General features: G+C 50.7%; 15 protein-coding genes. 6 read left to right on the top strand and 9 right to left on the bottom strand.

Annotated features, from left to right (window positions below):
- Positions 1 to 94 precede the first annotated feature (94 nt).
- The 4 genes from ACS5NO_RS05405 (at position 95) to ACS5NO_RS05390 (ending at position 3,624) form a co-directional block, all read left to right on the top strand.
- Positions 95 to 613, top strand: a complete 519-nt coding sequence (locus ACS5NO_RS05405; protein ID WP_439414189.1) for a Fur family transcriptional regulator — start codon at positions 95 to 97, stop codon at positions 611 to 613.
- A 49-nt stretch (positions 614 to 662) separates the two neighbouring features.
- The gene (locus ACS5NO_RS05400) at positions 663 to 887 is read left to right on the top strand and encodes a hypothetical protein (protein WP_439414188.1); all 225 of its coding nucleotides are present in this window, start codon (positions 663 to 665) and stop codon (positions 885 to 887) included.
- A gap of 113 nt (positions 888 to 1,000) precedes the next feature.
- Positions 1,001 to 2,284: an adenylosuccinate synthase gene (locus ACS5NO_RS05395; RefSeq protein WP_439414187.1), complete on the top strand. Its 1,284-nt coding sequence runs from the start codon at positions 1,001 to 1,003 to the stop codon at positions 2,282 to 2,284.
- Between the two features lie 107 nt (positions 2,285 to 2,391).
- Entirely contained in the window at positions 2,392 to 3,624 is a 1,233-nt protein-coding gene (locus ACS5NO_RS05390) for a sulfite oxidase (RefSeq protein WP_439414186.1), read from the top strand.
- 109 nt (positions 3,625 to 3,733) lie between these two features.
- Here the strand turns inward: ACS5NO_RS05390 and rodA are convergent, their stop codons facing one another.
- The 5 genes from rodA to ACS5NO_RS05365 form a co-directional block, all read right to left on the bottom strand.
- The gene (gene rodA / locus ACS5NO_RS05385) at positions 3,734 to 4,963 is read right to left on the bottom strand and encodes a rod shape-determining protein RodA (protein ID WP_439414572.1); all 1,230 of its coding nucleotides are present in this window, start codon (positions 4,961 to 4,963) and stop codon (positions 3,734 to 3,736) included.
- A gap of 96 nt (positions 4,964 to 5,059) precedes the next feature.
- Positions 5,060 to 7,036 carry a penicillin-binding protein 2 gene (gene mrdA, locus ACS5NO_RS05380; protein WP_439414185.1) on the bottom strand — a complete coding sequence of 659 codons (1,977 nt, stop codon included), beginning with the start codon at positions 7,034 to 7,036 and terminating at the stop codon, positions 5,060 to 5,062.
- 172 nt (positions 7,037 to 7,208) lie between these two features.
- A complete protein-coding gene (locus ACS5NO_RS05375; protein ID WP_439414184.1) occupies positions 7,209 to 8,237 on the bottom strand; it encodes an SMP-30/gluconolactonase/LRE family protein in 1,029 nt (342 codons plus the stop codon).
- Positions 8,238 to 8,378: 141 nt separating this feature from the next.
- Complete coding sequence (locus ACS5NO_RS05370; protein WP_138989565.1) at positions 8,379 to 9,119, bottom strand: LytR/AlgR family response regulator transcription factor; 741 nt, start codon at positions 9,117 to 9,119, stop codon at positions 8,379 to 8,381.
- Positions 9,116 to 10,357 (bottom strand): histidine kinase, encoded by a 1,242-nt coding sequence (locus tag ACS5NO_RS05365; protein WP_439414183.1) that lies wholly within the window; start codon positions 10,355 to 10,357, stop codon positions 9,116 to 9,118. The genes ACS5NO_RS05370 and ACS5NO_RS05365 overlap by 4 nt, the downstream gene beginning before the upstream one ends.
- A gap of 574 nt (positions 10,358 to 10,931) precedes the next feature.
- Between ACS5NO_RS05365 and ACS5NO_RS05360 the strand changes: the two genes are divergently transcribed.
- Positions 10,932 to 11,678, top strand: a complete 747-nt coding sequence (locus ACS5NO_RS05360; RefSeq protein ID WP_439414182.1) for a helix-turn-helix domain-containing protein — start codon at positions 10,932 to 10,934, stop codon at positions 11,676 to 11,678.
- A 30-nt stretch (positions 11,679 to 11,708) separates the two neighbouring features.
- Positions 11,709 to 12,863, top strand: coding sequence for an FAD-dependent oxidoreductase (locus ACS5NO_RS05355; protein WP_439414181.1), 1,155 nt, complete (start codon positions 11,709 to 11,711; stop codon positions 12,861 to 12,863).
- 103 nt (positions 12,864 to 12,966) lie between these two features.
- On the opposite strand, the gene ACS5NO_RS05350 is transcribed toward ACS5NO_RS05355, so the two are convergent.
- The 4 genes from ACS5NO_RS05350 to ACS5NO_RS05335 form a co-directional block, all read right to left on the bottom strand.
- The gene (locus ACS5NO_RS05350; RefSeq protein ID WP_439414180.1) at positions 12,967 to 13,923 is read right to left on the bottom strand and encodes a hypothetical protein; all 957 of its coding nucleotides are present in this window, start codon (positions 13,921 to 13,923) and stop codon (positions 12,967 to 12,969) included.
- 206 nt (positions 13,924 to 14,129) lie between these two features.
- Positions 14,130 to 15,362: a PepSY-associated TM helix domain-containing protein gene (locus ACS5NO_RS05345; RefSeq protein WP_439414179.1), complete on the bottom strand. Its 1,233-nt coding sequence runs from the start codon at positions 15,360 to 15,362 to the stop codon at positions 14,130 to 14,132.
- 1 nt (position 15,363) lies between these two features.
- Positions 15,364 to 17,751, bottom strand: coding sequence for a TonB-dependent receptor (locus ACS5NO_RS05340; RefSeq protein ID WP_439414178.1), 2,388 nt, complete (start codon positions 17,749 to 17,751; stop codon positions 15,364 to 15,366).
- A gap of 153 nt (positions 17,752 to 17,904) precedes the next feature.
- Entirely contained in the window at positions 17,905 to 18,603 is a 699-nt protein-coding gene (locus tag ACS5NO_RS05335) for a FadR/GntR family transcriptional regulator (RefSeq protein ID WP_114403897.1), read from the bottom strand.
- Positions 18,604 to 18,803: the final 200 nt, after the last annotated feature.

The raw sequence follows: 18,803 nt of genomic DNA, 5'->3' as shown, positions 1-18,803 counted from the left end.
TGAATGGATATGGGGGCAAATAGTCTCGTATACACCTTACTACCAGCTCCTTAAGCTCAACACACCGAACTCCGGAATTCATAAATGTGAAGTTATGCCCATAGCGAAACAAGCCAACCTCGATGCCGCAAAGAAAATTTTTACGGCATATTTAGAAAGCAAAGCCCTGCGGAAAACCCCGGAACGCTTCGCTATTCTGGAAGAGATCTATAACCGTGAAGATCATTTTGATGTCGATGAACTCTACATCTCAATGAAAAATAAGAAATACCAGGTCAGTCGGGCGACGGTTTACAACACGCTCGATGTGTTGGTGGATTGTGATCTGGTAACGAAACACCAGTTTGGAAAAAATCTGGCCCAGTACGAGAAGTCGTACGGCTACAAGCAGCATGATCACATTATCTGCACGGATTGCCACCACGTGATGGAGTTCTGCGATCCACGCGTCCAGAACATTCAGTCGCTGGTGGGTGACATGCTGAAATTCAACGTGATGCACCACTCGCTGATTTTCTACGGAAGCTGCCAGCGCGACCATTGCGAAAACCGGTCCAAAAGCGAGGAGGAAAAAGATCTTCAGGAACACGGCGGGCGACCGCTGGTTTCGTAACCGGTCGGTGAACGAATCGAATTGTTATATTTTTGTGTGAGTAGTGTTTATGAACGCCTACGCTGAATTTACTGATCTTATTTCAGCCGGAGTAACTCCGGAGCAGATTCTGGCATTCAAGGCTTCAGATGAACTTCGTAATCGTTTTTACGAACTCCTGCAAAAAGAGAAAGCAGGCCACGCAACCGAAGAGGAGCAAAAGGAATTGAACCATTTCATGGAATTGGAACACATCATCCGCATGGCAAAAGCTAAGGTATGCAACGTGGTCTGAACCTATTTATTTGATAACGTACTGACTAGTTGTCGGGCAACTAACCCCCAAACACTTCGTTTCAACGACTAAAACCTAACTCGATGAACGCAGTCATTTTTTAATTTTTTATTATGGTAGATGTATTACTCGGCCTGCAATGGGGCGACGAAGGTAAGGGGAAAATTGTGGATGTACTGGCCCCGCAGTACGAAGTGGTGGCCCGGTTTCAGGGTGGACCAAATGCCGGTCATACGCTGGAATTCGACGGCTATAAGCACGTCCTGCACCAAATTCCGTCGGGAATTTTCCGGACCGACATTAAAAATATCATCGGAAACGGCGTCGTTCTCGACCCGATCGTGTTCCGGAAAGAGATCGACGGTTTAGCCAAATACAAGCTCGATCTGACGCGTAACCTCTTTATTTCCAAAAAAGCATCGATTATTCTGCCCACCCACCGCCTGCTGGACGCGGCTTATGAGCTGTCCAAAGGCGAATCGAAAATCGGTTCGACCCTGCGCGGAATTGGTCCAACCTACCAGGACAAAGTAGCCCGTCAGGGTCTGCGCGTGGGCGATGTGCTTTCGCCGAACTTCCGCGCCAAATACACCAAACTGGTTGACCTCCACAAAGTTACGTTGGATCATCATCAGTTTGATTACCAGTCGGTTTTGCCACAGGCCGAAGCGGAATTCTTCGAAGCCGTTGAATTCATGAAGCAGTTTCAACTGGTCGAAAGCGAATACGAAATCAACCGATCCCTGACTGTGGGACAGAAAGTGCTGGCGGAAGGTGCGCAGGGATCACTGCTCGACATTGATTTTGGCTCCTATCCTTTCGTAACCAGTTCGAACACGATGTCGGCGGGTGCCTGCACCGGCCTGGGCATTGCGCCCCGGCAAATTGGGGAGGTGTTCGGTATTTTCAAAGCCTATTGCACGCGCGTTGGCAGCGGCCCTTTCCCCACAGAATTGTCGGACGAAACCGGCGAACGGATGCGGGCGGAAGGCCGGGAGTTCGGCGCTACGACGGGTCGCCCCCGCCGGTGTGGCTGGCTCGACCTGCCCGCGCTGAAATACGCCATCATGATCAACGGCGTGACGCAACTGATTATGATGAAGGTCGATGTTCTGAACATTTTCGATACCATCAACATCTGTACGCATTATCAATTGCCGGACGGCACAATTACGGAACAATTGCCTTATGACCTGTGTGATACGGCTGTCGTCCCGGTTTACAAGGAATTTAAAGGCTGGAAAACCGATCTGGCTAACTTTCATATCTACGAAGAAGTGCCGACCGAACTGGCTGCTTACATCGATTTTTTAGAAGCCGAACTGGGTCTGCCGATCAGCTTTATCTCGACCGGCCCGGATCGGGGCGCGATCATTCACCGCGAAGCCGTCGTATAACACCTGATTTACACGACTGATTTGAGAGACCTGCAAGGACGAAAGCGCCCTGTAGGTCTTTTTTTATTACTTTTGAGCTATTCAACCCAATCTTTTCAATTGCTTTCATGAATCGATCATCGCTCTTCAACCGTCGGGGTTTTCTCAAAAAAAGTACGCTGGCCACAATGGCCGGGATGTTGGGCACCAAAATCGCCTTCGCCGACCGCCTGCCAACCGGTTACCTCCCGCTTGCTTTTCAGGAACCGAATCCGATGCTGATCAAAAACAAGGACCTGATCGTGCTGAACGATAAACCGTGGAACGTTGAACCACCCGCCCATTTGCTCGACGATGCCATTACACCCGCCGATAAAATGTTCATCCGGAACAATGGACTGATTCCCGAAAGCATTGATGTAGCCAATTGGAAGCTTACCATCAACGGCGAATCCGTTAAAGCGGCTAAAACCTATTCCCTCAGCGATTTAAAGAAGAAGTTTAAAACCTATACGTACCAGTTGGTGCTCGAATGCGCCGGGAATGGGCGGGCGGGTTACGCCCCCCAAACCGCCGGAAACCAGTGGAGCGACGGTGCCGTAAGCTGTGCCGAATGGACGGGCGTCCGGCTGAAAGACATTCTGGCGGATGTCGGTTTGAAAGACGATGCGGTTTACATCGGGTATTACGGCAAAGATTTACACATCAGCCAGGACGCCACCAAACCGGTTATTTCGCGGGGTATTCCGATCAAAAAAGCGCTGGAAGACGAAACGCTGGTGGCCTGGGCCATGAATGGCAAGGACATTCCGCTGACGCACGGCCACCCGTTGCGGCTGGTGATTGGCGGTTGGCCGGCTTCGGTTTCGGGCAAGTGGCTACACACGATTTCCATTCGCAACAAGGTACACGATGGGGCAAAAATGACCGGAAAAAGCTACAAAGTACCGATCAATCCGGTTCAGCCGGGTGTCGATCCGCCGGAGGATCAGTTCAAGATCATCGAATCTATGCCGGTCAAATCCCTCATCACGTTTCCAAAAACCGGGGCGATGGTGGATCTGGGTCAGTCGATCAGCCTGCGTGGCCACGCCTGGGCGGGCGACCGGGCGGTGAAAACCATGCAGGTTTCCTTCGACTTCGGCAGTACGTGGCAACCCTGCAAACTCCAGAGCCCCAAAAACCGGCTGGCCTGGCAGCAGTGGACGGCAGAGCTGAAACTTCCGCAGAAAGGCTACTATGAAATCTGGGCGCGGGCCGTCGACGATGCGGGGGTTTCACAGCCGATGGTGATGCCCCAATGGAATCCGGAAGGCTACTGCAACAATGCCTGCCATCGGATTGCGGTGAAGGTGGTTTAGAAAGGTAATTCCCAATGTAAAATGATGAATGCTAAATGTAAAAGTGCTCGATTTGAAACACTTTTACATTTAGCATTCATCATTTTACATTGGGAATTACCTTGTTCCTTTACCGCGTAAACATTCCTACCCGGCGGGAATCCAGTTTCAGGAAAATAAACAGCAGAATCGAAAACGACCAGAGTGACGAACCGCCGTAACTGAAAAACGGCAGCGGAATGCCGATGACCGGCATCAGGCCAATTGTCATCCCGATGTTGATCATCAGGTGAAAAAAGAGAATACCGGCCACCGAATACCCATACACCCGGGCGAAACGCGTTCGTTGTTTTTCGGCCAGGATTACAATCCGGCACAATAGAAAAACAAACATACTTAAAACAACCGCACTGCCAATAAAACCGTGTTCCTCGCCAATGGTGCAGAAAATGAAATCCGTACTTTGTGCGGGTACAAAGTCCAGTTTGGTTTGGGTCCCTTCCAGAAAACCTTTTCCCTGTAATCGCCCGGAACCAATGGCAATCTTGGCCTGCGTCACGTTCCAGCCCACGCCCAGCGGATCGGCCGCCGGGTTGACCAATACTTTGATCCGGTTTTGCTGGTGTTTTTGCAATACACTGTTCACAAAGAAATCGACACCGGCCACAATCGCAATCATCGAAACCGCCGTGATGCCGATAACCATTACATTCTGCACCGAACGCTGGTAGCGGGGCGTCAGGAAGAAAACCAGCAGACCGAGGGCCAGAATAACCCCAAACAAAATGAATTTTGGCACAATCAGCGTCAGAATGAACAGGGCCACGATCACAATGGCGATCAGCGGGTAAATTCCTGGCAGCCCTTCGCGGTAGAGCATGATGATGAAGGAGGCAAACACCAGCATCGAGCCAGTTTCGTTCGACGCAATGATGAGCAAGGCCGGCAAGGCAATGATCCCCGCACACGAGAGCTGGTCTTTCAGTTTGGTCAGGTTGACGTTTGGATAGTCGATATATCGCGCCAGGGCCAAAGCCGTACCGAGTTTGGAAAACTCGGCAGGTTGAATGGAAAAAGCCCCCAGTTTAAACCACGACCGCGAACCGTTGACATTGGATCCCGCTACCAACACCAGTAACAACAACAGAATCGTAATGCCGTAGATGACAAAGGCAAATGTATCCCAAAACCGGTAGTTGATCACCAGAATGGCAATAATGAGCAATACCGTTGTACCAATCCACATCAATTGTTTACCCGCTTCCGTGGACATATCGAAGAGGTTCGTCTGGGTTTCGGGGCTGTAAACGGCCGCGTACACGTTCAGCCAGCCCATCAACACGCAGGCAATGTAGAGCATGAGCGTTACCCAATCGATGTTTTGCGTAATTTGTGGTTCTCTCGAAACCAAAGGAATGATGACCGGGTCGCCGGTCTGCTTATAGACGATGAATACTTAATTTCCGTTGGTAGTCACTGGCCGGGAAGCCAGCGAGTGGGTTTCCGGTGGGGCAGGTGCCACTGGTCGGGCAGGAACGGTTTTCACGATCATCGGTTTGGCCGTGCTGTCCTTCGGCGGTTCTACAAACTTTCTGGGTGCCGGTTTTTTAGGTGGCGTAATCGCGGGAAGGTAGTTGGCTTCCTTCACTTTCTTGTCCAGCGCGTGGTTATCGACCCGTCGTTTGATGTATTTTTCGATCACGAGCGAAGCCACCGACGCTGCGGCAATTCCACCCCAACCCGCATTTTCAACGAAAACCGCAATGGCAATTTTCGGATTTTCGCGGGGCGCAAAGGCAACAAAGATGGAATGATCTTTCCCTTTTTTGTTTTGGGAAGTGCCGGTTTTTCCACACATCGTAATGCCCGGAATCACGGCAGCCAAGGTGGTAGTGCCGTGTTCAACCGCGCCCTGCATCCCTTCCGCGACGATTTCAAAATGGCGCGGATCAATGCCGACATCGTGTTTTTCGAGGTATTTCGGGTCAATTCCTTTCCCTGGCTCACCAATGCCACTCACGATGTGGGGGGTGTAGAACCAGCCCCGGTTGGCAATGATCGCGGCCACATTAGCCATTTTCAACGGGTTGATCAGCAACTCGCCTTCGCCGATGCTGAGGGAATAAACCGTCGAAAATTTCCAGTGCTTTTCTCCGTAAAGTTTGTCGTATAACTCCGCATCCGGCAAACTTCCTCTCAGTTCGCTCGGCAAATCGATGCCGAGCCGACTCCCGATCCCAAACTTCGAGACCATATCGTGCCAATGGTGCAAGCCCATCGCCGACGCCTTGAAGGTGTTTCGTTCCGCGTTGTTGTAGAGCAGCCGCCGAAAAACGTGGTAGAAGTAGGGATTGCAGGAATATTGAACGGCCCCGGAAAGATTCAACCGACCGGACCGGTTGCAGTGGCACTTCATCGGCGAACCAGCGTGGCTGAAAATCGAACCGGGCGACACCGCGCCATCCTGCAGAGCCACCAGCGCCTGAATCAGTTTGAAGGTCGATCCGGGCCGGTAACTCGCCATTACCGGGCGGTTGATCAGCGGTTTATAGGGATTTTTGGCCAGTTTGGAGTAGCTCTTGGAAAAAAACCGGCTCGACAGTGAGTTGGGGTCGTAGGTTGGGGCCGACACCATGCACAATACCTGGCCAGTCGATGGTTCGATGGCGACAACACTGCCCACTTTGTTCTGCATCAGCGTATCGGCATACTGCTGAATTTCGACATCGATCCCGGTATGCAGGTTTTTGCCCGCAATGGCCAGCGAATCGAACGCGCCGTCTTTCCAGGAGCCTTTCACCACACCGTGGACGTTCTGCATCACGAATTTGATGCCCCGCTGCCCCCGCAAGACGGATTCGTATTGTTCTTCCAGGCCGCTTCGTCCAATATAATCACCCTGGCGGTAATATGGTGTTTCCTGTTCGTCGAGCTGCTTGCGGCTGACCTCGCTGACGTAGCCCAGCGCATTCGCCATGGTGTGGGCCGGATACGTCCGCATCGAACTTGTGACGTGCTCGAAACCGCGATAATCGACCAAGGCATCCTGAATCCGGGCAAAATCTTCTTTCGACAACTGCCGCAAAAACAACGACGGTTTTCGGTAAGAATGCGCCTTGGCTGCCGCCATAATGCTGTCAAATTCGGTACGCTCCAGGCTCAGCAAGTGACAGAAGGCAGCGGTATCCGGAATTTGTACTTTTTGGGGGGTGACGTACAGATCGTACACCGGCGTATTGTAGACCATAAATTTCCCGTTCCGGTCATAAATCTGACCGCGATACGGGATTTCGATGACCCGTTTTATGGAGTTACTCGACGATTCCAGTGAATAACTGTCATCCAGGATTTGCAGATAAAACAAACGCGACAGATAGACCAGCCCAACCAGACAGAAAACGCCGATGACAATGTATTTTCTGTTCTCAATCATAACCTTATAACCCAGAAATCCTCACTACACATTTCATACCAGCTTCAGTACAAATATAGCGAGATTAAGAACAGCGTGAAGAATTATGAGTGAAGAGTTAAGAATAAAGTGACTGGCTCCCCGGAACCCCGGCTTTGATCCGGGGTTCCGGGGAGGAAATCGATGGCAGGTTTTAGAGGCCTCTAGTCAGGGTTTTGATCCGGATGAGGTACATATCGGCGGTAATGTAGAGCGTCGAGCCGTCGTTGCCGAAGGCGCAGTTGGCCGTGGCGACGCCGGTCCGAATCCGGCCCAGCAGCTTGCCGGGACCGTCGGCCCGGTCGGGCGCAACGACGAGTATGCCACCCGGCCCGCTCGACCATACATTGCCAGCTTTATCGACTTTAAGACCATCGGGCAAACCCGGCAGTTTTTGTTTTATTCCATCACTGGCATCGTAAAAAATCCGCCCTTTGCCCACCGTTCCGTCGGCCTGAACGGGATAGGCCATGATATACGGTTTTTCCGGATCCGACTGGGCAATGTACATCGTTTTTTCGTCGGGCGAAAAGGCAATTCCGTTCGGGCGGGTGAGGTCGCTGATGAGCAAGGTCACTTTGCCGTCTGGTTCCACCCGGTAGACGCCGAAAACGTCCAGTTCCCGCGCTTTGGTATCTTTTTCCCGGTCCGGCAAACCGTAGGGCGGATCGGTAAAATACACACTGCCGTTCGAATGCGGAGCCACATCATTAGGGCTGTTGAATCGTTTGCCCTTGTAATGGTCCGCCAGCGTTTTTTTGCCCCCCGATGCGCCCCCCAACACCAGCGCCGAGACGCGCCGGTCACCGTGTTCTGCCGAAATCAGCCTTCCTTTGCCGTCCAGAGCCAGACCGTTGCTACCGGGTTCGTCGCTGTAGTGGCCAACGCCGGTGTAGCCCGACGGTTTGATATACGGCACACAACCGTCTTTCTCCGTCCATTTGTAAACCGTATTTTGCGGAACATCCGAGAACAGCAGATAACCGCCCTCCTCCCTGACCCAGACGGGCCCTTCGGACCAGACGAAGCCGGAAGCCAGCACGTCCATTTGGGCGCCTTTCGCAATCAGTGCATCCAGTTTGGGGTCGAGTCGCTCGATGGAACCGATGGTGGGATAAGGCGTCTGGGCGAAAGCGACACCGGCAAGCCCGGTCAGCAGGACCGACAACATACTTCGTTTCATAATTTTCGGTAAGGCGTTAGGATTCAGGGGCAAATTACAAAAATATCCGGTTTCGGCCAGCCGACGTCTGTGGGCCATCCGAAACCGGAATAAATGCTGTAGACCGTATTACAACGGGTCGACGTGAACCGAAAACCGCCCTTAAATTTTCTCCAGCAAGTTCAGAAACTCCTGTTTCTTGTTCCGCGACACCGGGATGTTCTTGTTGTTTTCCATGATCACCTCGCCCCCATCGCCCCGGATGTAACGCTGAACGTAACGCAGGTTGATGAGGTAGCCGTGGTGAACGCGGCAGAAGCCCTTGGTTTCCAGCACATCTTCAACCTCCTTTAACGTCTTGGAAATCAGAACGATTTTGCCATTGGTCAGGAAAAACCGGGTGTAACCGCCGTCCGATTCGCAGTAGTAAATTTCTTCACTGTTGATAATTTGCAGTCCTTCCAGCGTGGGCAACGCGATGCGGTCACCGGTTTTCTGGCGGTGCAGGTAGTCGACAAAACTCTCGACTTTGGCCGGGGTCCGGGTCAGCCGCTCCTGTTCGGCTTTCTGAACGGCCTTCACCAGTTCATCTTTATCGATGGGCTTCAGGATATAATCCAGCGCGTTGTGCCGAATGGCCTTGATGGCGTATTCGTTGTAGGCAGTTGTAAAAATAACGTCGAATGTATTGAAACGGCAGGCTTCGAGCATATCGAATCCGCTCATGCCGGGCATTTCGATGTCCAGAAAAACTAGGTCCGGGTGGTGCATTTCAACGGCCTGGTAGCCTTCGATTCCATCCACACAGGACGCCAGCAACTGCACTTGCGGGCAAAACCGCTGGAGCAACAGGGCAAGTACGTCCCGGCAATGTTTTTCGTCATCGACAATAATGGCTGTCATGGTTGTTTGAGTTTCATGGTAAACGTAACACAGGTTCCCGCTGGCGCTCCCACCGAATCGACCAGATCGGCCACGTCGATCCGGGCATCGACGCCGTAAATTTCATTGACAATCTGCAATCGTTCTTCCGCAATCCGGCTGCCGTGGGCTTTGTGGGCCATCAATCCGTTGACCTGCGACTGTTGCGACGCTTCGCGGCCAATGCCGTTGTCGGCGATGCAGATCACCAGAAAACCGGCCATCTGCTGACAATCAATCTGCAAAAGCGGTTTTTCGGTTTTCTGCTGCAACAACCCGTGCCGGATCGCATTTTCGACATACGGCTGCAACAGCAATGGTGGCACGTGAACGGTGTCCTGGCTGATGGCGGGGTTGATCACCAGTGAAAAGTCAAAAGTATTATCACTCCGCAACTGTTCCAGTTCAATGTATGTCTGCAAGGCCTTCAGTTCACTGCGCAACGACACCCACTCGGTTTGGGTGTTATCAATCATCTGCCGCATCAACCGCGAAAACTTGGTTAGATACAGCGAAGCTTCGTCCACCTCGTTTTGCAGAATAAATTTATTGATGGCATTCAGGCTGTTGAACACAAAGTGCGGATTCATCTGCATCCGCAGGGCCAGCAGCTTGGTTTCCGCAATCCGTTTGTTGTTTTCCAGCAATTGCCGCTCGGTTTGCTGATACGCCCGTTCGATCTGCACACGCCGGATTTTCTGGGCACACAGACGGGCAATGCTCGTCAGAATGTGCAGATGACGGGACTGAAAAAAGTTCTTGTCGGGGTGTTCCGCGTCGATGATGCCGATCACCTTTCCTTCCAGCAGAATCGGCACGGTAATTTCGGAAAACCGCATTTCGTCGTCCCGAAGGTAGCGGGGGTCCTGCGAGGTGTCGCCGATGATCTCGGCTTTTCCCGTCAGCAACACCGAGCCTACTATTCCCTGCCCGATGGGTATTTCAATGGGCTGGAGAATTTCGTACGACCGGGGATTTTTGGGTCCGTGGGCGGCTTTCTGCACCAGCACGTTCCGTTTCTCATCCAGCAGATAAACCACGCAGTCGACGAAGTTAAGCCGGGCGATGCAGTTTTTCGCAACGTCCCACAGCACCTCTTCGACGGTTGTTTGATCAATGAGTGAAATCGCAAAAAAATTGATGGCTCGTTCGGTTTCGAGCTCTTCTTCTAACGCCTTTCTTTCCTGATCCGCCGTTTTATTTTTCTCATGTTTTGACACGTTTAGTCTGGTTGATGTCCTTAAAGCTATAGTGAAATCTTTAATCGAAAGTAGAGCTAATTGCGCTCTTTTGAAAGAACGGATGAATAACTGGTCGTTTCCGACCCATAACTTGTGGCAAAAGCCCGGTAAGTCGTTTCCGGTTCTTATCCAGCGGCACAAAAAAACACCCGGCCAAGGCCAGGCGTTTTAAACACTACTAAATACACACTACTTATTATCAATTACATAGATCATCTTTTCAGATTTCGACCCGCTATAGAGGTTTTGATTGAATGGCTTACTCAAAAGTAGCGGAGCTTCCCACTCCCTCCCAACCAGAATCAACAACGGGGGTCTTCGGGTTGATAGTTGCCGGGTCTGAATCGGTAAGTAGCCTGCCAGCCGGTTTTCACTTCGCAGACAAACTGGCGTTTGGGCTGGGCGACACCCCGAAGTTCGTCCGAAACCGCTTGGCAAACTTTGATCCGGGAAATGAGTCGATTTTCCGGGCAACCTACGTTTTTTTAGTTTTTTTCCGGTAGGTTAACGGTCATATGGCCGCCCTTGGCGACTTGACACGACCATGCCGACAATGACAGGAATTGAATACCAGGAAATCAAACCGGATGCCCCGCTTTCTGATTTCGTCGATAGCTTTTGGATGCTGTCCAATCATTCTGATCAGGAAAAACCGGTGATCATTGTGCCGGATGGCAGAATTGACCTCTTTTTCTCTTTTCTTGAACCGTACGACCTCACCCTGTTGGGACTGGGAAGCGAGCCTTCGCACGCGAGCCTGACTCCGGGAAGCCGTTTGTTTGCCGTTAGTTTCAAATTACTCGCTGTTGACTACCTCTTTGATCGAAAGTTTCCCACGCTGGTCAATTCCGCGTACCGTTTACCACCGGATTATTTCGGCATTACGACCCGCGACTTCCAGGCATTCGATCACTTTTGTGGTGTCCTTAGCAACCATTTTATCAGTCAGCTACCCGCCGATATAGACCCCCGAAAGCAAAACCTCTTTGCGCTCATGTATTCTTCTGATGGCTCAATTCCGATTCAGGAGATTGCTGAAACCGTGAACTGGAGTAGCCGACAAATAAACCGGTATTTCAACCAGCGATTCGGCATCTCCCTCAAAGCGTACTGCACGATTCTGCGGTTCAGGGCTTCTTTCCGGCAACTCAAAGAAGGCAAGCTTTTTCCCGAACAGGACTTCACGGATCAGTCCCATTTTATTAAAAATGTCAGAAAGTTCGCCGGTGTGACACCACGGGAACTGAGCAAAAACGAAAACGACCGATTTATACAATTTTCAACCTTGCCGAAGAAATAGTTTTGTTGCCTAAAACAAACGTTTCAGACCATGTTGTTGAATAACAAAAAAATAGCAATCGTAGGAGGAGGACCCGGTGGTTTAATCCTGGCGCGGCTTTTACAACTTAGCGGAGCAACGGTAAAGGTATACGAAAGGGATTTCAATGCCGAAGTCAGGGTTCAGGGTGCCACGCTCGACCTGCACGAAGAATCAGGACTGGAAGCCCTTCGCAGGGCGGGATTAATCGATGCTTTTTACGCCAATTACCGCCCGGAGGCAGGCAAACTGCGGATTTTGGATAAACACCTGGAAGTCAAAATGGATACGCATGCCGGAGATGATTTTGAGGAAAACCGCCCGGAAATAGACCGTGGGCCGCTCCGAAATATACTTCTGGCTTCCTTACACCCCGAAACCGTCGTCTGGGATCGTCAACTGGTTGCTATGACAGCGCAACAGGACGACTGGCACTTGCAGTTTAAAAACGGCACCGGTGCCACTGCGGATCTCGTCATCGCGGCTGATGGCGCACGGTCTGCCATTCGCCCTTTTATTACCGCGATCAAACCGGTTTATGCAGGTATCACCATCGTAGAAGGCACGGTGTATCATTCCCAAAAAAATGCACCGGGATTGACGCATCTTCTGAACGGTGGAAAAGTATTTGCTTTTGGCGACCAAAAATCATTGATCTTGAGTACCAAAGGGGATGGCAGTCTTTCCTTTTATACCGGTTGTAAGGTGCCTGAATACTGGGTTCGGGAGAGCGGTATTGATTTCAGCAGCAAGGCGCAAGTCTTCGACTGGTTTAAAATGGCGTTTGCATCCTGGGATCCCACTTGGCAGGAATTGTTCGAAAGCGACGACGTCTCCTTCGTACCCCGGCCCCAATACCATTACCCCATCGACCAGCAATGGACGCCACTGCCCAACCTGACCATGCTCGGCGATGCGGCCCATGTGATGCCGCCCTATGCCGGTGAAGGGGTCAATATGGCCATGCAGGATGCGTTTGAATTGGCAGAATGTCTTTCTGACAATCATTTTCCTGATCTTCAAACCGCTATAGCCGCTTTTGAAAAACAGATGTGCGCGCGGGCTTCAGAAATCACAACAATGACGCTGGAAGCCACCAAAATGCTTCACTCGGATGATGCCATCCCAAAACTGATTCACGCATTCAGCGCTTTTGAAAAAGACTAATCAGCCTTTGAAGAACAAAAACCAGTTTCAGCGAACTAGTGTTGATGCCGATTGCGCTTCCTTGAACGGCATAAACACTAGTTCCGGCTTCATCATCCGCCCTTTACTGCACAATCCGGGGAAACGTAACCGTGTACTCGAAAGGTGTGGAAAGGATCAATTGAGCGTTCAAAAGGGTATACGTATCCTGTTTTGTAACGTACCCATCGCCATTGATCACGTATTGGTAATACGTATTGCTTAGCAAACTATACGGCGCAAAAGCTTCCCGTTTTTTGCCCCGTGCAAGGTGTTTGCTATACTGGCCAAAAACCATCACATACGGATCCACCTGCATCTCCTCCGGGTTTAGCGCATTCCGGTCGTTCCGGATCGGATCGCCAAAGGCCGTGTATTCGAACGTTGATTCACGGATTTTCACATTCTGGGCATTGAACTCCGTCGCCTTCGTTAAATCACCGGTAGCATTGTAGGCAAAGTCGATGCGTTTATTCGGATAATACGTGCCCTGAAAGTTACTCAAATCCATCCTCGCCAGTTGTCCTTTGTCATTGTAGGTATAGAGGTGTTCCGTTTTGATGATTTCATCCCCCTGTTTGTAGTGCATATACCTCTCGGTGCTAACCAGATAACACTGATCCGGATAATTTTTATAGTAGGCCCCGGCGGGCGGACTTGATTTGTACGGATAACCTCCGGCAACCTGTGCCCGGTGAATATAATAGGTCGTTGCCACATCCAGCTTGTTGTCATTGTACTCTTTGGTAAACACCCGCCGAAACTCCCCATCCTGGTAGGTATAGTCGATGTAATGGCCGGGGCTGAAGGTGACTTTCTTTAACTTCCCATCCGCAGCGTAGGCCAGCGTTTTCGTGCCGTGTTTTACCAAGGTGTATTTTTTGGACGCCACCACCAGAATTTCATCGTCAAGGCCAACGGTTTGGGGTTGTTCGGTCGCGGATTGATGTGGAGAAACCGGCGTTTCCCGCTCGCAGGATACCAACCCGGTCAACGCTGAAAAACAAAGAAAAAAGGTAAGTAGTCTGATCGATTGGTTCATTCTGATTGGTTGTGTTGGTTGGTGTGTGACTGATTGAACACAACAAAGGTAGAACCGCCCGATTCAGGCTTTCAACGGTAACTCATAGCGGGTAGTGAACGAGCCATACCGGGTCCCGCAATCCGGATAATGGGCTTGGAAGCAACCGGTTTAAACGCAAAAAAACGGCCTCTCGGCCGTTTCTGGGGCAATTTCCCAAAGATTTGTCACGCTTTCACCGGAACGCGGGGTTGATAAACTGGTTTTCGCTTCACTTCCTGACTGGCCGGAACGGGAACCCTCCGGGGCCGGGCTACCGGTTTTTTGTATTTTTTCTGATACCAGATCAGGAAACCGGACCAGGGCAGGGTGGCCGAAAACAGGCTGGCCAGAAACATCAAAATCTTGCCAAACAAGCCAAAAGCCTGGCCGGTGTGCAGATCCCGGTTGGCATGTTTCACATTGTCGGCGGCCGAATAGTTAATGAACAGCTCCGATTTCAGCAGCTTCCCGGAATATTGATCAAATTCGAACACGTTCTGTTTTTTAACGATCTCGTACGGATACCGCAGATTGACCTTGACCGCATCTTTTGAATGTTTGGCAAAATTGATGTGTGCTTCGTTCCAGCCGGGATGATGGGGCGCGACGGTTTCGAAAGCCTGCACCGGACTGAACGCTCGCCCCGGCTGAACGACGGAAACCGGCTTTTTCATCTCTTTTCTGGTATCGCCCAAAACCGCATACACCAGTTTCTGCGACGGTTTTATGGCCCACCAGATTCCCGTGAGAGTGATCAGCAAGAGCGGAAAGACGAAGTAAAAACCGAGAACGTTGTGGAAATCGTAATTGATCCGCTGCCATTTGGCATCGAATTTCAGCGTAAAAGCAGTTTTAACCTGATTTTTCTTCCGTGGAAACCACAGCACCAGCCCCGAAATCAGCATGACCAGGAAGATCACGATGTTTACCTTGATAATCCATTTGCCAACTTCTCCGAGCAACAGGGTCTTGTGCATTTTTTCAACCGTGTGCAAAAAATCCTGATCCATATTCCACGGTCCCAGCACCGCGCCGGTATACGGATTCAGTGAAACGACGGTTCTCTTTCCTTCATATTCTTCCTCATCCTCTTTGCCCTGTTTCTTTTTGCTCACGGCATTTTTATCGACCAGCCGGGCAATGATGGTTCGGTCGGCGGCTGAAAACAAGCGGATCTGCTCGATTTTCTGGTCGGGAAACCGTTGCGTCACCATCGCCGTTGCCTGCGCCAGCGAGAGTTTGGGGCGGTTCTGCGGTTCGACAAAGCGAAATTCCTTTTGGGTAATGTTCCGGATTTCTTCTTCAAAAACGAAAAGGCAACCGGTAATGCTCACCACAAAAACCACGATCCCCGACGCCAGCCCAAGCCACAGGTGGAGTTGACCGCTTAGCCGTTTGAACGAACCTGTTGTTTTCATATCAGAAGCTGTACGAAAGATTAAGGAAAACCTGACGGCCCGGAATATCCTGGATTTTCTCGCTGGTCTGGGCGGTCGTATACTCGATGGTCTGCTTGTTGTTCGTGTTGAATACATCCATCACGCGGACGCTCAACACCACTTTTTTCTGAACAAAATACCGGGATAAACTGGCATCCCAATACGCCAGTGTCTTTTCTTCTTTCTGGCTGGAAACCTTGGGGCCAATGCCGTTCCAGGCCACCTGAAAAAAGGTGTTGCGTCCGATCGTCACGTCCGAAATCAGCTTGGCGCACCAGTCAAACTGGTCTTTGATGGCGTCTCCCCCACCCTGGTTTTCGTCTTTTAACTGGGAGTCGAACCGGGAATAACTTCCGTTGATACTCCAGAACGATAACGGTTTAACGGCTGCAATCAACTCGACGCCCTGAATGTAAGCAGCATTGAAATTGTCCGGTTTTTCGAGTACTACGCCCGGCGACACATCATACAACACTTTCTGGATCAGGCCGTCGATCTGGCGTCGGAAAAGGTTCACGCCCACATTCCATTTTGCTGCGGTTTTCATGTAGCCAAGTTCAAAACCCCAGGCTTTTTCCGGCCGCAACAACGGGTTGCCGGTTTTGATTTTAGCCACATCCGAGCTATCGACAAACGGACTCAGGTCCTTAAAACTGGCCCGCCGGATTTTCCGATCCACCGAAAATTTGATGAATTGTGTCGTATCCAGATTGAAGATAAACGACGCACTGGGCAGCGGAATAAAATAATTGCCGTGGGTGGAATAACTCTGTTCGAGCGTCTGGTTGTGAAAATCGGTATACTCCGCCCGAACGCCGATCACGCTCCGCAACCGGCCTTTGGTAATGGCCGACTGCACATAACCGGCCATGATTTTTTCGGAACTCGTAAAGTTATTGGCCGGGCTCTGGGTCCGAAGAAACTGGTTTTTAGCGTAGTCGAACTTGTCGACCAGTTGAATGTTTTCGCGGACGCGGCTGCTGTATTTTAAACCGGCGTTCCAGCTTACAATGTGATTGGTATGCAGTGAATAATCGGCCTGAACGAAATCATTCCGGTCGTAATTATTCTCATACGTATTGGTTTTAGCCGGTTTGGCATCGGACGGCAACCCCTCACCGTTCAACTTCTGATCGGTCTGGTATTTGGGTTTGGGATAATCGCCATCGACGTGGTTATACGAAACCGTCAACCGGCTTTTGGGCGATAGTTTCTGCGAAAAATTGAGGATGTATTCGTTGAAACTCCAGTCTTCCGTCTGATCTTCCGTCCGCAGGGTGCGGCTCGAAAAGGAGCGGTCGGCTTTCAATACTTTGGTATCCTGGGTTTTGATTTTAAGCTCCCGCTGCCATCCTCTCACGTATTCGGCTTTCAGATCGGCGCCTTTCCACAAATCCCAGCGGGTTCCCAGTTTGATGTTATCACTCGTTATTTTCCGGCTTTCTTTGGAAAAAATGTCCTGATAACCCGTCACCTCCCCATTTTTCAACACCGTCACCCGGTTGGTTTCTGTCATGGAATTATCCCCGGTGAGCAGCACTTCGTTGCGATCATACGCCCCGTAAAACTCACCTTTGCCAAATTTGTGAGAAGCCTGCAACGAAGCATTGTAACCGCCCAGGCTGTTGATGCCGACCATCGCCTGCCCATGGGTCCCATACCGCGAATTTTTCTTGAGAATGATGTTGACGACCCCGTTCATGCCGTCGCCATCGTATTGAGCGCCCGGACTGGCAATAATCTCGATGCGTTCAATGGCCGAAACCGGAATCTGGTTCAGCACAACTTCCCGGTTATTCCCCGTAATCCCCGCATTTTTTCCGTCGATCAGCACCAGCGTATACGATTTTTCCAGGCCCCGGTAGCGAATGTCGCGGGGCACCCCCGGAGGGCCTCCCATCGCAACCGATGGCATCAGCCGCAACATATCCCCCACCGAAGATCCTTTGGCAATCGGCAAATCCGCTGCCTGATAAACGATCTTGCCCGGTTCGATTCTGGTCACACCAATCTCACCTTTTACCACAACTTCCGAAAGTTGTGATACGGCGGGCAGCAGATCCATGTTCAGACTGATCACCTGATTATCGCGTTCGATAACGATAGGTCCCTGTTCCCGGCTTTCGTAGCCGATGCCGCTCGCTTTCAAGGTATAAGACCCTTTGCTCAGTTTATCAAAAAGATAATCTCCGTTCTCACCGGCAATCACCCCTTTTATGAAAACGCCCTTTTCGAAAAGTTGTAGTGAGCCATAACTCACCGATACGGTATTGTCTTTTTCCCCGATTTTGCCGCGAATCTGGGCCTTCTGCGCCCAGGCGAGTGAGCAGGTTAAACTGAAGAGTGCGAAGAATAAATATTTTGTCATTAAGTTACAGGATAGGCTTCCAGACTATTATTAACTAGACTTGTTATTAATAGTGGCAAAGAAAAACCCTGATCGCGTACCTAACAACTTAATTTAGATTTATTTTAAATAAACAACAGAAAAGCGTATCCCGTATACTGGAAGTACAATTTTTCAGGAGAGCAGCACAAAATGCGGTTCCAGATGCTTCAGCATTCCACTGGCAAATTCGGCTGGTGTGCCGGTTTTCAGGATGTTAATCAGGTCCTGGTGCGTGACGGAACCGACGGCGTGAAACTGGTGGCTGGTTTCGTATTCAACTACGTATTCGAAAACCGGCATAAGCATCGTCTGAAACCGTTTGATGGTTTCATTCCCGGCCATTTCATACAAGGTGGAGTGAAATGCGATTTCGCATTCGACCTTTTCCGGTATGGAACTCACCTGACTTTCCCGCTTCACCACCTCCTGAAGTTTCTGAATGCCTTCCTCGGTTTTGCGGGCAAACAGCAAAGCCGCCTGCCCCACTTCCAGCACCAGCCGGAACTCAAAAATCTGCTTGCGGGTGTCGGCACCCAGCATGTGCGGCTGCATCATCCGCTCCAATCCGCTCAGGATGTCGGGCTGAGCCAGGATCATCCCCCTCCGTTTTTTGGTTTCGATGATGCCCAGCATCCGAAAGCGGCTCAGGGCTTCGCGCACCACATTCCGGCTGACACCCAGCGCTTCGGCCAGTTCAATTTCCTTCGGAATTGCGTCGCCGGGTTTGAAGGCTTTGTTGGCTATGTATTCACGAAGCCGCAGTTCAACCTGATCTGCCATGGAGGTTGAAATAATGGGCAACATCCCCAGCGAAGATTCTACTTTTTCCATTTTTTACGCACGTGTTGGTGTGCCTTTTGAAAATCTAAGGTATTATAAAAAAAGATATGTAGTACATTCCAACAAGCTCGGGCGGTCAGAAACTTTTAGTATATTCCCATAAAACCGCAACCAGCGGGTATGATCTTTTGGTTTGTAACTAAAACCGCTAAAGACTAAACTTCTGGTCGTTTGATTTGTCCAAACCCGAA

Source organism: Larkinella fluvii, assembly GCF_051857545.1.
GTDB lineage: Bacteria > Bacteroidota > Bacteroidia > Cytophagales > Spirosomataceae > Larkinella.
Note: the sequence above shows the minus strand (reverse complement) of the source record. Positions and strands in the feature narration are given on the sequence as shown.